This is a genomic window from Methylobacterium brachythecii, from assembly GCF_014196345.1.
Lineage (GTDB): Bacteria > Pseudomonadota > Alphaproteobacteria > Rhizobiales > Beijerinckiaceae > Methylobacterium > Methylobacterium brachythecii.
Map to the genome: position 1 here is coordinate 329,920 of NZ_JACIDN010000004.1, position 13,392 is coordinate 343,311.

The following is a 13,392-nucleotide window of genomic DNA, read 5'->3' on the forward strand; positions in this document are numbered from 1 at the left end:
GCGCGACAATGAATACGGGCCGCCGCTACACCACCCTCGAACTTCTCGAACGGCTCGTCGCTTTCGACACCGAGAGTTCGAAATCCAACATCGCCCTGATCGATTTCGTCGCCGGCTACCTGGACGGCTGGGGCGTCCCGTATGTGCGTGTGCCGAACGCAGCCGGCGACAAGCAGGCGATCTTCGCAACCCTCGGGCCGATGATCGACGGCGGTGTCGTGCTCTCGGGCCATACCGACGTGGTGCCGGTCACCGGCCAAGCCTGGACCTCCGACCCCTTCGTGCTCCGCATCGCCGACGGGCGTGCCTATGGCCGCGGCTCCGTCGACATGAAGGGGTTCGATGCGCTGGCGCTCGGCCTGGTGCCGCAGGCGGTGGCGACCGATCTGAAGCGGCCGATCCACATCCTGCTGTCCTACGACGAGGAGATCTCCTGCCTCGGCGTGCTCGACACCATAGCCCGCTTCGGAATTGACCTGCCGCGCCCGGGCGCCGTGATCGTCGGCGAGCCGACGGGGCTCGAGGTGGCTGACGCTCACAAAAGCGTGGTGACCTACGACACGGTCGTGCATGGCCACGAGGCGCATTCGTCCAAGCCCTCGCTCGGTGCCAACGCAGTGACGGCCGCAGCCGATCTCGTATCCGAGCTGAACCGAATCGCCGACGCGATGATCGAGCGGGGTGACGCCTCGGGCCGGTTCGATCCGCCGGCAACCACTGTGCATGTCGGCGTCATCCAGGGCGGCACGGCGCGCAACATCCTGGCCAAGACCTGCGCGTTTCACTGGGAGTTCCGCGGGCTGCCGGATCTCGACATGGCCGAAATTCCCCGCCTGTTCGCCGAGGCGACCGATCGGATCGTCGCCAACCGGCTCAACCGTTACGGCGATTACGGGCACATCGAGACCGAGGAGGAGGTCTCGGTGCCGGGCCTCGCGCCCGATCCGGGCTCGGAGGCCGAGACGCTGGCCCTCAGGCTCGCCGGGCGCAATCGCACCATCTCCGTCTCCTACGCCACCGAGGCCGGGCGCTTCCAGCAGGCGGGATTGCCGACGGTGGTGTGCGGACCGGGCTCGATCGACCAGGCGCACCAGCCCGACGAGTTCATCACCCTGGCCGAACTGGAGCGCGGCGAAGCCTTCATGAAGCGCTTGCTGGCGGAGTGCGCGGCATGAGTGCGCGGCGGTCGGCTGGTCCGGTGAAGCTGAGGCCGCTGGAGCGCGAGGACCTGCGCTTCGTGCACCAGCTCAATAACAACGACAGCATCATGCGCTACTGGTTCGAGGAGGCCTACGAGTCCTTCGCCGAGCTGCAGCAGCTCTACGAACGCAACATCCACAACCAGACCGAGCGGCGCTTCATCATCGCGACGGAGGCGGACGAGCCGGCCGGGCTGATCGAGCTCGTCGAGATCAACCATCTGCACCGGCGCTGCGAGTTCCAGATCGCGATCCATCCCGGCTTCGAGGGCCGCGGCTACGCCTGGAAGGCGACCCGGATCGCCATGGACTACGCCTTCAGCGTCCTGAACATCCACAAGCTCTACCTGCATGTCGATAAGGACAACACGCGGGCCGTGGGCATCTACGAGCGCTGCGGATTCAAGCCGGAGGGCGTGCTGCGCGACGAGTTCTTCGTGAATGGCCGCTACCGCGACGCCGTGCGGATGTGCCTGTTCCAGCCCGACTACCTCGCCCAACGCGGCGGTGGCGACGTCAACGAGCCGGTGCTGAAGACCTGATCGCAAAAGAGAGGGGCCGTTCCCGGCCCCTCTCCATTCGTCAGACGCTTAAGCGTGCAGCTCAGTTGCGGCCGCCGCCAGTACCGGCTCCGGCACCACCACCGGCTCCGCCGCCCTTGCCCATCGCACCGCCGCCAGCGCCCATGGAGCCGCGGCCGCCGCCTGCATTGCCGGCACCCGCGTTACCACCGCTGGCGTTGCGCATACCGCCACCCGTATCGCCCTTGTCGGAGGCATTGCGGATGCCGCCGCTGGCCTTGGTGTCATTGCCCGCGTTGCGCATGCCGCCCTCGTTTCCGCGGCTCATGCCCTTGGCACCCTCGGTCTGCTCGGCACGACGTCCACTGCGCTCATCGCGACCGCGGACATTCTCACGGGTCGAGACGCTGGTGCGGGTGGAGACACGGTCACGCTCGAAGCCGCCATGGCCGCCGATATTCACCGACAGGCGACGATATTCGGGTGAGCCATAGAGCACGCGCTGACCGCGAATGGTCACGTAGCGCTCACGGGTGCCGCCACGACGCTCGGTGACGATCAGGCGACGGTATTCCGGCGAGCCGTAGATGACGCGCTGACCACTGACCATCACGTAACGCTTGCCGCGGGTGCTGCTGCGTTCCGTGACGACGAGCCGGCGATACTCGGGCGAGCCAAAGACCACGCGCTGACCGGCGATGAAGACGAAACGCCCGCTGCGGCGACCGCCATCGACATGTTCGCGCGACGAGGTGCGGACATCGACCCGGCTGCTGCTGCGCTCACTGAAGCGTTCGTTGCGGCCGCCGCGCTCGGCTCTGTCGCCACGGCCACCGCGATCGTCGCGCATTCCGCTGCCGGGCTCGTTCGTCGCCGCCTTGCCTGCGCTACGGCCGGGTTCAGCCCCGGCGCTCCGGCCCTCCGACGCTCCGCCGGCTGCGCTGCCCCTGTCGGCTCCGCGAGAGGCCTGCGTGGCGCCCGCACCGCCGCCCTCACCACGAGAGGCTGCCGCACCGCCGGCAGCGCCGCCACCATTGCGGCCGCCGCCCATGGTGGACTTTTCGGATCCACCGCCCGCATTGCCGGCGCCGGCAGCGCCGCCACCCTGCTGGGCATAGACGGACGTGCTCAGCAGAAGTGCTGCCAGACCAATCGCAACTCTCTTCATCAGACGTTCCTCCAGGTTCAAATCTGGGTTCGAAACGTCAAAAGAGCGAAAAGGGTTTCGATATTTTTGGATTTATCGATTTTGATCTCAAGTGCAGCGCAAGCTTGACCTTATAAATTGCACTGCAATCGCGATCGGTTCCATTTTTTGGCTCGGATCATCTTCGCAATATCTCGATGAAGGGAACGACGCAGTCAGGCACGCCGCCGTTCGCCTCAGCGCAGGCGGCTGGCCATTTCCGCGGCCTTTCGGATCGTAGCCGAATCGGGCGTGCCGGCCGGTACCACCCAGCTTCCACCAACGCAGAGCACCGATGGGTGCGCGAGCCAGTCCGAGGCCGTCGTCTCGGTGATGCCGCCGGTCGGGCAGAACCGCACGTTGCCGAACACCGCCGCCAGCGCCTTCAGCGCCTTCAATCCGCCGGAGGCCTCAGCCGGAAAGAACTTGAAACGATCGAGCCCGTGGTCGAGCCCGCGCATGATGTCTGCGGCGTTGGCCACGCCCGGCAGATAGGGCACGCCGCTCTTCTGTGCGGCCTCGGTCAGGGGCGCGGTGAGACCGGGGCTGACGATGTATTTCGCGCCGGCCGCGAGCGCCGCGTCGAGGTCCTTCGGATTCAACACCGTGCCGGCACCGACCACCGAGCCCGGCACCTTCGACATCTCGCGGATCACGTCGAGGGCCGCGGGCGTGCGCAGCGTGACCTCGAGCGCGACGAGGCCGCCGCTCACCAGCGCCTCGGCGATCGGCGCGGCATGGGCCACGTCCTCGATCACCAGAACCGGGATGACGGGGACGGATCGCATCAGCGCGTCGATGTCGTTGGCCATAAGTGTCTCCTCGTCAGATCGATCTCGACGTCATTGCGAGCCGAAGGCGAAGCAATCCAGGGCCACGCACGCAACGGCAGCCCGTTTGCTCAGGATTGCTGCGCTGCGCTCGCAATGACGAGACTTCGGTCAAAGCCCTGCGGCCGCCAGCATCGCCGAAGCGCCCTGCTCCGCCCCATCGGCGCCGTGGCGCATGAAGGCGAAGAGCTCGCGGCCGGTGCCGAGGCCTGGTGGGGGCGCATGCGCGTCCTCGCGGGCATCCCATTCGGCGGGATCGACCAGCGCTTCGAGCACGCCTTCCTCCGCCGAGAGCCGGATCACGTCCCCGTCGCGGATGCGGCCGATCGGGCCGCCACCGACGCCCTCGGGGCTGAGATGGATCGCCGCCGGCACCTTGCCCGAAGCACCCGACATCCGCCCGTCGGTGACCAGCGCGACCTTGAAGCCGCGATCCTGGAGCACGCCGAGCGGTGGGGTGAGCTTGTGGAGTTCCGGCATGCCGTTGGCGCGCGGACCCTGGAAGCGCACCACCACGATCACGTCCTTCTCCAACTCGCCGGCCTTGAAGGCGGCGATGACGTCGTCCTGGTCCGAGAAGACGCGGGCCGGGGCTTCGATCGTCCGGCGCGAGGCGTCGACGGCGCTGGTCTTGAAGGTGGCGCGACCGAGATTGCCTTTCACGAGCCGCATACCGCCATCGGGCTGGAACGGGGTGGCAGGCTTCCTCAGCATCGTGGCGTCGAGGCTGTCCGCGACGGCATCCTCGTAGACGAGATCCTCTCCCGACAGCTTTGGGTCGCGGGCATGGTCGCGCAGGCTGGCGCCCGAGACCGTCAGGATGTCGTCATGCAGCATGCCGGCATCGATCAGGCTGCTGATGACGTAGGACATGCCGCCCGCCGCGTGGAAATGGTTCACGTCGCCGGCGCCGTTCGGATAGACGCGGGCGATCAGCGGCACGGCGGCCGAGAGCCGGTCGAAATCCTCCCAGTCGACGATGATGCCTGCGGCCCGCGCCATGGCTGGGAGATGGATCGCGTGGTTGGTCGAGCCGCCCGTGGCCAGCAGCCCGACGATGGCGTTCACGATCGCCTTCTCATCGACGCAGCGCCCGACCGGCCGGTAGTCGTTGCCGCCCCAGCCGATCTCGGTGAGCCGATGCACGGCACCGCGCGTGACTGCCTGGCGCAGCTTGGTGCCCGGATTGATGAAGGAGGCGCCGGGCATGTGCAGGCCCATCACGTCCATCATCATCTGGTTGGAATTGGCCGTGCCGTAGAAGGTACAGGTGCCAGCGCCGTGATAGGAGGCGGACTCGCTCTCCAGGAGCTCGGCGCGGCCGACCTTGCCCTCGGCATAGAGCTGCCGGATGCGCTGCTTCTCCTTGTTGGCGAGACCCGAGGGCATCGGGCCGGCCGGCACCAGGATCATCGGCAGGTGGCCAAAGCGCAGGGCACCGATCAGCAGGCCCGGCACGATCTTGTCGCAGATGCCTAGAAGAAGGGCGCCCTCGAACATGCCGTGGCTCAGGCCGACGGCGGCCGACATCGCGATGGTGTCTCGGGAAAACAGCGACAGTTCCATGCCGCGCTGGCCTTGGGTGACGCCGTCGCACATGGCCGGCGTGCCGCCCGCCACCTGCGCGGTGGCTCCCACTTCCCGTGCAAAAACCTTGATCTGGTCCGGGTAGCGCCCGTACGGCTGATGGGCCGAGAGCATGTCGTTATAGGCGGTGACAATGCCGATATTCATCGCCTTGCCCGCGACGATCGCCTTCTTGTCCTCGCCCGAGGCCGCGAAGCCGTGGGCAAGGTTCCCGCAGGCGAGCATCGGGCGATGGACGCCCGCCTCGCGCTCGCGCTCGATCAGGTCGAGATAGGCACGGCGCGTGTCGCGCGAGCGCGCGACGACACGCTCGGTGACGGCTGCGATCTCGGGATGAAGGTCGGCCATGCGATCCAAGCCCTGCTCGAGGAGCCGGCGCGGGCTGCCGACCACGCTCGGGAAGCGATGGCCGGCCTGCTGCGCCGCAATGCTGCGCCTAACATGGAACGGATCCAGTCAGGCGGACACCCCCGTCAGTGCCGGCTCTCGCTCGTCCCAGACGCAGCCCCGGTCTCACCCTGGGCCTCGGCGGGATCCACGACGTAGTGGCGCGAGCAGAATTCGCAGGTGATGCCGATCTTACCGTCGTCGGCGACCATGTCGCGACGCTCCTGGTCGGAGAAGGACCGGATCATGCCGAGAACCCGCTCGCGCGAGCAGCGGCATTGCTCGACAAGCGGCTGCGCCTCGAAGACGCGTACGCCGCGCTCGTGGAAGAGCCGATAGAGCAACCGCTCGCTCGACACGGCCGGATCGACGAGTTCGTGATCCTCGACCGTGGCGGCCAGAGAGCGCGCCTCGACCCAGGCATCGTCCTCCGGCAGCGTGGTCTCGTCGAGCCGCTCGTGCCCCTCCGGCGCGTCGCCCGGATCGAGATCGGCCTGGCGCATGCGCTCGGGCGAGGAGGGCAGGAACTGCATGAGCAGGCCGCCGGCCCGCCAGCGCTGCTCGCCGCCCTCGACCTGCTCGGCCACTGCCAGTCGCACTCGCGTTGGGATCTGCTCGGACTGGCGGAAGTATTGGTGCGCGGCCTCCTCCAGCCCCTGCCCTTCCAGCGCGACGACGCCCTGGTAGCGGCTCTGGGCCGGCCCTTGGTCGATGGTCATGGCGAGATGCCCCTCCCCGATCAGGTCGGCGGCCTTGGCCCTGGCGCCGAGCGCCTCAACGCGCGATGCGTCGAACCGCGCCGTGGCACGTACCCGATCCGGCGCCTCGAAATCGACCACGATCATCCCGACCGGGCCGTCGGTCTTGGTCTGGAGCTGGAATCGGCCCTCGCCCTTTAGAGAGGAGCCGAGCAGAGCCGTCAGCGCCGTGGCTTCTCCGAGCAGGCGCGCTACCGGATCGGGATAACCGTGCCGGCGCAGGATGGTGTCGATCGACGGGCCGAGCCGCACGGCGCGGCCGCGCAGGTCGAGCGGCTCGACCGAAAACGGGAGAATGGTGTCGTCGCCGCCTTCGAGCGTGATGGCGGATTGTGCCGGGGCCTGACCTGAACTCATGACGTCTCCGTGGGCCGGGTCTCTGCGGATGGCGAGATCGTCGGCATGAGGCAATCCCTCGTGCGGATCCGCGACGACGGGGTCGCCATAGCGAAAGCAAGGGGATCGGCGCAAATCCTGCGCGACCCGGAATATGGGTGGCGATGACTATATTTGCGACGTTTCACGCCGGCCCGAGAGTTATGCGCGATGATTGGGCCGCTGCAGCAATGACACCGGCGGCAAGCCGTGCTTCTAGGTCTCAGACGCTGCGGGCTCCCTGCCCTAAGGTCCGGAGTTCCTTGGATGAAATTGCTCACTCTCGCGGCGTCGGCCGCAGTTCTCTTCGGCCTTGCCTCACAGTCTGCCCGGGCCGAGACTCCGGAGGAGATTGCCTTCGGCTTCGGCCAGTTCACGGGCGCGGCGACCTTTTGCAAACTCCCGAAGGACAAGGTGCAGGCGGTCGCGGCCGGTCTCCTCGGCACCGCCGGCATCGACATGAGCGGCCCCGGCCCGGAGATGACCAAGTTCAAGGAGGGCGTGACGGACGGCGTGCGCTCCATGCAGGCGCCCGACGCGTCCTCCTGCGAAGATGTCACGACGGCCTTCAATCAGGCCTACGAGAAGCTCCAGTAACGTGCGGCGTCGCCTCGGCCTCTGCCTGCTCGTTGGCGCGAGCCTGCTGGCAAGCGCTCCGGCCGGCGCGGCCGAGACCGGATCGCCCGCGGATTTTCTGCGGGCGCTCTACGCCCATTATCCGCTTCGATCCGGCAAGGCGTCTCCCGTGACGGATCAGCCGAAGGCGTGGCTCGCCGAGCCGCTCCTCGGTCTCATCCTGCGCGACCAGAAGACGGCGCGCGACACCGGCGAGATCGCATCCCTCGACTTCGACCCGGTCTGCGCCTGCCAGGATGACGCGGGGCTGAAAGGCGTCGGCATCACGGTTCAGGGCGAGGAGGCGGCTCAGGCCAAGGCCACGGTGAAGTTCCGCCTCGGGGGCGCCGTCGCGGTCCGCTACGATCTCGTGAAGACCGATGCCGGCTGGCGCGTCGCCGACATCCACACGAAGGACGTGCCGAGCCTCGCGGCTCTCCTGAAGGATGCCCAGAAATGACGTCGCCGACGCGCGCACGGATCACGTCGATGGCGATCCGCCTCGTACTGCTCGCAGTAGCACTGACCGCGCCCTCATGGGCCCGGGCTCAATCCTGCACGGCCGAGATCGGCCAGCGCGAGTCCCAGCAACTGGTCGAGCGATGCCTGGAGGTCTCTCCGGCGACGCGGCCGCCCTGCAACGTGTCGAATGCCTGCTCTCTCATCGAGAGCGAGATCGTCCGCGGCTGCCGGATCGTGGCCGAGGACGCGCCTCGCTGGTGCGCGGATTACGGGCAGTAAGCCGCCGCGTGCCCGTCAAACCAGGCTCGCGGGCTCTGCGAGCATGCCGTCGACGAAGCCGGTGAGCCCGGTGCGGCGCACCCGCTTCAGGCGCTCGGCGGCGACGATCGATTCGAGGGCGTGGAAGGATTCGTCGAGGTCATCGTTGACGATGACGTAGTCGTATTCGACCCAGCGCTGCATCTCGTTGCGGGCATTGGCGAGCCGCTTCTCGATGGTCGCCGGGGAATCCTCGGCCCTGCGCTCCAGGCGGTGCCGCAGCTCCGAAAAGCTCGGAGGCAGGATGAAGACCGTGACGACGTCGTCCTCAAGGTGCTTCCTGACCTGACGGGTGCCCTGGTAGTCGATGTCGAAGATCATGTCCCGGCCCTCGGCCAAGGCCTGCTCCACGGGGCTGCGCGGTGTGCCGTAGAAATTGCCGTGGACCTCGGCCCATTCGAGAAGGCCGTCGCGAGCGCGCAGGTCGTCGAAGGCCCTGCGGTCGATGAAGTGGTAATGCCGCCCGTCGATCTCCGAGGGGCGGCGCTCGCGGGTCGTCACCGAGATCGAGAGGTCGAGGCCCCAGCCGCCGGCATTGGCGATGTTGCGCGTGAGCGTGGTCTTGCCCGCGCCCGAGGGCGAGGACAGGATCAGCACTAGGCCGCGTCGCTCGATCCGGCTTGGGGTCGGTGCGGTCTTCTGCTTCATCGGTCCTTCACCGCGGACGTGGTCTCGGCCTTAGAGCAGGCTGCGAAAAGTGGAAACGGTTTTTCGCGTGAAGCCTGCTCTAACTCTTTGAATCGATCATGTTTTCTGCGTTTTGATTGGTTCAATCAAAACGCAGCATGATCCGGCGTCACTCGACGTTCTGCACCTGCTCGCGGAATTGCTCCACCACGGCCTTCAAGTCGAGTCCGATCCGCGAGAGCGCGATATCGTTGGCCTTGGCCGAGAGCGTGTTGGCCTCACGGCCGAGCTCCTGCGCCAGGAAATCGAGCCGCCTGCCGATGGCTCCTCCCTTGGCGAGCAAGTCGCAGGCCGAAGCGAGATGCGCGCGCAGCCGGTCGAGTTCTTCCCGCACATCGGCCTTAGCGGCGAGCATCACCGCCTCCTGATGCAGTCGGTCCGGATCGAGAGCGCCGTTCTCCACGAGCGATGCCACCGCCGCGGCGAGACGCCCGCGCACCGCCTCCGGCTTGCGAGACGGGCAGGAATCAGCGGCCTCGGTGAGGCGCTCCATCTCGGCGAGCTGGCCGCCGATGATGGCCGCGAGCTGGCGCCCTTCGGTGGCGCGCATCTCGACCAGGTCTGAAACCAGGCGTTGCACGGCCGAAGCGAGGTCGCGATCGAGGGCATCGCGGTCGGTGCCAGCCTCCTCCTCCGACTCGATCACTCCCCGGATCCCGAGAAGGCCGTCGAGGGTCGCCGGCCCGAGGCCGGCTGAAAGCGGGACACGAGCGACGGCTGCCGCGAGATCCGCGAGCAGCGCTTCGTTGATGCGCACGCGCGGTGTGGCTTCCGGCCGGGTCAGGTTGAGCGAGAGCTGGCACTGGCCACGGGCGAGCGCCTTCTGCAAGGCCGCCCGAGCCGTCTCTCCAGGACCGTCGAAGCCGCCCGGCACGCGCACCCGCACGTCGAGCCCGCGTCCGTTGACGGAGCGGACCTCCCAGACCCACTGCACCGGCCCGGTGGTTCCGGCGGCGCGGGCGAAGCCCGTCATGCTGGCGATCATGGTGCTGTGCGCGGCCTCGTCTCGGGGCGAACTCTTCGTCTCGCCTAGGGGAGCCGGCTCATAGCACCCGCGCAGTGCTGGCCCAAGATGGGTCCGGCAGGACGCGAGCGCTGAATGACGGGTGGCAGAATGGCCGCCCGATCAGGGGTTCTTCAGCTGCGGAACCGTCTTCGGCGACGTCAGGTCGTAGCTGCGGTTCTTCAACGGATCGAGCTTGGTACCCTCGGAGGCATCGAAAGCCTTCGAGCGCTGCCCGTTCGTGCCCATGGTCGAGGTGTCCGCCGCGAAGGTCGAGTTCGAACCTGGCGCGTAGGCCGAGGCGCGGCCGGGTTGGCCTTGCGCCGCAGCGTTCGGATCGCCGGCGCCCGGGTCCAGCTTGTCGACGCCGCCGGCATCCGGCTGCGGCGATTGCTGGCGAGCGCGCTCGACCTGGCGCCAGCGGGTCACGTTGCGCTGGTGGCCTTCGAGACTGTCGGCGAAGGCGTGACCGCCGGTGCCGTCGGCGACGAAGAACAGGTCCTTGGTGCGGGATGGGTTGGCCACCGCTTCGAGGGCGGCGCGGCCCGGATTGGCGATCGGTCCGGGCGGAAGGCCCTCGATCACGTAGGTGTTGTAGGGCGTGGCGCGTTCGATCTCGGAGCGCTGGATACCGCGCCCGAGCGTGCCGCGGCCGCCGACGAGACCGTAGACGATGGTCGGGTCGGATTGCAGCTTCATGCGCTTGTTCAGACGATTGACGAAGACGCCGGCGACGCGCGGGCGCTCGTCGGCGCGGCCCGTCTCCTTCTCGACGATGGAGGCCAGCGTCACCATCTCGGCGGGGGTGCGCACCGGCACCTCCGTGCTGCGGCGCATCCAGATCTGATTCAGCACCTCGCGCTGCTTGGCGCGCATCAGGTTGACGATCTGCTGGCGAGTGGCGCCGCGCTCGAATTTGTAAGTATCGGGCAGGAGCGAGCCCTCAGCAGGGATCTCGTTGATCTCGCCGGCGAGAACGTCGTTCTCGTTCAGGCGTCCGACGATCTGTTCGCTCGTCAGGCCCTCGGGGAAAGTGATCGCGTGCTGCACCTGCCGCCCGTTGGTCAGCGTCTCGACGGTGTCGTCGATGCTGGCATGGGCCTTGAAGACGTATTCGCCGTGCCTGAGCGGGCCCTTGCCACGGAAGCGCGCGGCCAGCTCGAACAGCGTGGTGTGGTCGATGACGCCCTCGCGGCTCAGGGTCTCGGCGATTTCGCTGGTGCCGCTGCGGCTCGCGATGACCACGACCTTGTCGTTGGCGAGCGGACCCGGCTCGCGGAATTCGCGCGTCACGATGGTCAGGCCGATCATCGCACCGATGGCGAGCACCACAGCCAGCGTCAGGAGGCCGCTGACCATTCCGAGAAAGCCGCCGCGCTCGCGCTCGGGCTGCTCGGGCGGCGGCGGCGCGGCGGTGGGCTTCAAGGCCTCGCTCGGGCTGCGCGGCGCGAGCCGCTGCGGCAAGGCCGGGCCGCCCTCTTCCTCGGAGGCCGCCGGCGAGGGCGGAGGCGTCTTGCTTCTGCGGAACATCGAAAACCCTGATCTCGTCTCGCGCGTCGGGCCCGTGGTCGAGACGGGCCGGATGGACGCGGGCGCGAGCGGGCACTCTGATGGGATTTTGTGGCGAAAATCGAGTGTCGGCGGCCTCGCCCACCCGTCCAGGCCGGCCGATCAGCGAATCCGCCAGGCCTTGAGCGGCGACCCATCGAGCGGAACCGGCTCGAGCCAATCCGCGGTCTCGCCGTGGACGAGACGGGCCGCGAAGCCTTCGTCGTCGGTGGCGGGGCACAGGACGAGATAGGCCGCACCCGTCGCTGCGGCCTGCCGGCGGATCTCTTCCTGCGTGCCCTCGCTCACGGCGATGCCGGCGATCAGCCCGGCGGTGGCGCGATGGTAGGGGGCGGCGACGATGGAATGGGGGGTGTAGGCCAGGAGATAGGGACCGAGGTCGATCGCCGCGAGCACGGTACCCATTGGCTGCGCGCCGAGCGCAGAGAAGGCGGCGGCGTCCTTGCAGCTCTTCTCGCCCGTCCCGGCCTTTTGGGCGGTTGTCGCCGGCGACGCCATGTCCTCCCCAAGCCGGCCGACGGAGAGCCAGGCACGGCCATTCAGCAGAAGGACCGAGGCGAGGAGCGCGATCCGGGCCATCCGTCCGGCCGGCGTCGTGCCGGAGAGCGGGAGAGCCCGATCCAGGCAGATGCCCGCGATGATCGGCACGATGCCGGAGGCAACATAGGCACCGCGGAGCTGCAGGCAGGTCTGCACGGCGCCGAGCGCGAGGAAAAGGCTGGCGATGGTCAGCGGGCGCCGGTGGGCGGCATCGGTCGCGGCGAGCACCACGGCGGCGACGGCGGCGGCGAATAGGGCTGCGGTCAGGCCGAGCGCTTCTGCGGGGGTTGCGCGCACCAAGGTCCAGATCGGCATCATTTCGCGGACCTGATCGAGCCAGCGCGTACGCACGAGGTCGGGCATGCCCGGGAACGGACCGTGCAGGCAGATCGGGAACAAGGCCGCGAACCCGGCGATGCCGAACAGGCCGACTCCAACGGTCAGGCCGAGGCGAACTGCCTTGCGATCCGGGTTCAGCACGGCTGCGGCCAGCGCGGTCAGGCCGCCGATCCCGGACAGCCAGAGCCAGGGCGGTGAGAGTGCGTCGCAGGCGTTGGCGGACCACAGTTCGGGAGCCGTCTGAATCCCGAACAGCAGTGTCGTACCCGCCGTGAGGGCGAACCCGAACCCGGCCAGGGCCGGCATTGCCGCGCGTGCGGACAGGCACCAATCCGCGACGACGATCAGGCCGGCGAGGGCGATGGCCGGGAGCGCTTCGAGTCCGACGGCCAGCGAGGCCGCCGCGAGAGCACCGGCGATCGCACCGCTTCGCCACGAGCGCACGGGCTGCATCAGGCACAGGCCAACGCCGAGCAGGAGGATCACTTGAATATTATGGTGGTCGATGCGCCCGGGCGTGAACTGGATCGTCAGCCCGAGGGTCTGCGTCGCCGCGAAGATCGCGAAGATCGCGGCGCGGCCGTTGAACAGGCCGCGCGTGCCGCGCGCGAGCACCAGCGCGTAGACGAGGAACAGCAGCGGCGGCCAGAACGCCGTGGTGATGCGCTCGGCGAGCGAGGTCCCCACGAGCGGCGTCAGCACGCCGATCGCGGCGGCGAGCGGCGCGTCCACCAGCCGCGACCAGTGGCTTGCGACGCCGGCGGGCGGCAGGAAGCGGTGTTCGACCATGTCGAACCAGGACTGCCCGGCGACGAGGTCACGCACCTCGACGAGCCGCATGGCGTCGTCGGTATCGCCGAGATGGAGTGTTTGCAGGGCGCCAGTGAGGTCGCCGGTGCCGTACAGCGTGAGCAGGCCGTAGGCGGCTAGTCCCCAGGGCAGCCACGGACTATCGACCAGGCTGCGGCGCTGGGGGGCGTCTTCGCTTGCGGCGACGGAAGGGGCGGCCATGGCGC

13 protein-coding genes are annotated in these 13,392 nt (G+C 68.3%); 5 read left to right on the top strand and 8 right to left on the bottom strand.

Translation table 11 applies throughout. The features are described 5' to 3' along the window. Window positions 1-8: 8 nt before the first annotated feature. Window positions 9-1,175 carry an acetylornithine deacetylase gene (gene argE, locus GGR33_RS12800; RefSeq protein WP_183505669.1) on the top strand — a complete coding sequence of 389 codons (1,167 nt, stop codon included), beginning with the start codon at window positions 9-11 and terminating at the stop codon, window positions 1,173-1,175. Beyond that, window positions 1,172-1,741, top strand: coding sequence for a spermidine N1-acetyltransferase (speG, locus tag GGR33_RS12805; protein ID WP_183505672.1), 570 nt, complete (start codon window positions 1,172-1,174; stop codon window positions 1,739-1,741). The genes argE and speG overlap by 4 nt, the downstream gene beginning before the upstream one ends. A 61-nt stretch (window positions 1,742-1,802) precedes the next feature. Here speG and GGR33_RS12810 read toward each other — a convergent pair whose 3' ends face one another. From GGR33_RS12810 to GGR33_RS12825, 4 genes are all read right to left on the bottom strand, one after another. Then, window positions 1,803-2,888, bottom strand: a complete 1,086-nt coding sequence (locus GGR33_RS12810; protein ID WP_183505674.1) for a hypothetical protein — start codon at window positions 2,886-2,888, stop codon at window positions 1,803-1,805. 215 nt (window positions 2,889-3,103) lie between these two features. After that, the gene (eda, locus tag GGR33_RS12815) at window positions 3,104-3,718 is read right to left on the bottom strand and encodes a bifunctional 4-hydroxy-2-oxoglutarate aldolase/2-dehydro-3-deoxy-phosphogluconate aldolase (RefSeq protein WP_183505676.1); all 615 of its coding nucleotides are present in this window, start codon (window positions 3,716-3,718) and stop codon (window positions 3,104-3,106) included. Between the two features lie 129 nt (window positions 3,719-3,847). After that, complete coding sequence (gene edd, locus GGR33_RS12820; protein WP_183505679.1) at window positions 3,848-5,671, bottom strand: phosphogluconate dehydratase; 1,824 nt, start codon at window positions 5,669-5,671, stop codon at window positions 3,848-3,850. A 125-nt stretch (window positions 5,672-5,796) separates the two neighbouring features. After that, on the bottom strand, window positions 5,797-6,825 hold the full coding sequence (locus tag GGR33_RS12825) for an Hsp33 family molecular chaperone (RefSeq protein ID WP_183505682.1): 1,029 nt from the start codon (window positions 6,823-6,825) through the stop codon (window positions 5,797-5,799). A 285-nt stretch (window positions 6,826-7,110) separates the two neighbouring features. Between GGR33_RS12825 and GGR33_RS12830 the strand changes: the two genes are divergently transcribed. Genes GGR33_RS12830 through GGR33_RS12840 form a run of 3 tightly spaced genes read left to right on the top strand, consistent with a single transcriptional unit; the run spans window position 7,111 to window position 8,199 of the window. Continuing rightward, window positions 7,111-7,440, top strand: a complete 330-nt coding sequence (locus GGR33_RS12830) for a hypothetical protein (RefSeq protein ID WP_183505684.1) — start codon at window positions 7,111-7,113, stop codon at window positions 7,438-7,440. A 1-nt stretch (window position 7,441) separates the two neighbouring features. Next, entirely contained in the window at window positions 7,442-7,918 is a 477-nt protein-coding gene (locus GGR33_RS12835; RefSeq protein WP_183505687.1) for a DUF3828 domain-containing protein, read from the top strand. Further along, window positions 7,915-8,199 (top strand): hypothetical protein, encoded by a 285-nt coding sequence (locus GGR33_RS12840; RefSeq protein ID WP_183505690.1) that lies wholly within the window; start codon window positions 7,915-7,917, stop codon window positions 8,197-8,199. The genes GGR33_RS12835 and GGR33_RS12840 overlap by 4 nt, the downstream gene beginning before the upstream one ends. A 15-nt stretch (window positions 8,200-8,214) precedes the next feature. On the opposite strand, the gene gmk is transcribed toward GGR33_RS12840, so the two are convergent. The 4 genes from gmk to GGR33_RS12860 all read right to left on the bottom strand — a co-directional run bounded on the left by gmk (window position 8,215) and on the right by GGR33_RS12860 (window position 13,387). Then, window positions 8,215-8,886, bottom strand: a complete 672-nt coding sequence (gene gmk, locus GGR33_RS12845; RefSeq protein ID WP_183505693.1) for a guanylate kinase — start codon at window positions 8,884-8,886, stop codon at window positions 8,215-8,217. A 148-nt stretch (window positions 8,887-9,034) separates the two neighbouring features. Continuing rightward, window positions 9,035-9,910 carry a YicC/YloC family endoribonuclease gene (locus GGR33_RS12850; RefSeq protein ID WP_183505696.1) on the bottom strand — a complete coding sequence of 292 codons (876 nt, stop codon included), beginning with the start codon at window positions 9,908-9,910 and terminating at the stop codon, window positions 9,035-9,037. 141 nt (window positions 9,911-10,051) lie between these two features. After that, window positions 10,052-11,458 (bottom strand): endolytic transglycosylase MltG, encoded by a 1,407-nt coding sequence (gene mltG, locus GGR33_RS12855; RefSeq protein WP_183505699.1) that lies wholly within the window; start codon window positions 11,456-11,458, stop codon window positions 10,052-10,054. 141 nt (window positions 11,459-11,599) lie between these two features. Beyond that, on the bottom strand, window positions 11,600-13,387 hold the full coding sequence (locus GGR33_RS12860; RefSeq protein WP_183505702.1) for a hypothetical protein: 1,788 nt from the start codon (window positions 13,385-13,387) through the stop codon (window positions 11,600-11,602). Window positions 13,388-13,392 lie beyond the last annotated feature (5 nt).

Bases quoted from the DNA above. Each gene is read 5' to 3' on its own strand.
- GGR33_RS12810 (WP_183505674.1), bottom strand. From the start codon at position 2,888: ATGAAGAGAGTTGCGATTGGTCTGGCAGCACTTCTGCTGAGCACGTCC.
- GGR33_RS12840 (WP_183505690.1), top strand. From the start codon at position 7,915: ATGACGTCGCCGACGCGCGCACGGATCACGTCGATGGCGATCCGCCTC.
- GGR33_RS12830 (WP_183505684.1), top strand. From the start codon at position 7,111: ATGAAATTGCTCACTCTCGCGGCGTCGGCCGCAGTTCTCTTCGGCCTT.
- mltG (WP_183505699.1), bottom strand. From the start codon at position 11,458: ATGTTCCGCAGAAGCAAGACGCCTCCGCCCTCGCCGGCGGCCTCCGAG.
- GGR33_RS12825 (WP_183505682.1), bottom strand. From the start codon at position 6,825: ATGAGTTCAGGTCAGGCCCCGGCACAATCCGCCATCACGCTCGAAGGC.
- speG (WP_183505672.1), top strand. From the start codon at position 1,172: ATGAGTGCGCGGCGGTCGGCTGGTCCGGTGAAGCTGAGGCCGCTGGAG.
- argE (WP_183505669.1), top strand. From the start codon at position 9: ATGAATACGGGCCGCCGCTACACCACCCTCGAACTTCTCGAACGGCTC.
- edd (WP_183505679.1), bottom strand. From the start codon at position 5,671: ATGGCCGACCTTCATCCCGAGATCGCAGCCGTCACCGAGCGTGTCGTC.
- gmk (WP_183505693.1), bottom strand. From the start codon at position 8,886: ATGAAGCAGAAGACCGCACCGACCCCAAGCCGGATCGAGCGACGCGGC.
- GGR33_RS12860 (WP_183505702.1), bottom strand. From the start codon at position 13,387: ATGGCCGCCCCTTCCGTCGCCGCAAGCGAAGACGCCCCCCAGCGCCGC.
- eda (WP_183505676.1), bottom strand. From the start codon at position 3,718: ATGGCCAACGACATCGACGCGCTGATGCGATCCGTCCCCGTCATCCCG.
- GGR33_RS12850 (WP_183505696.1), bottom strand. From the start codon at position 9,910: ATGATCGCCAGCATGACGGGCTTCGCCCGCGCCGCCGGAACCACCGGG.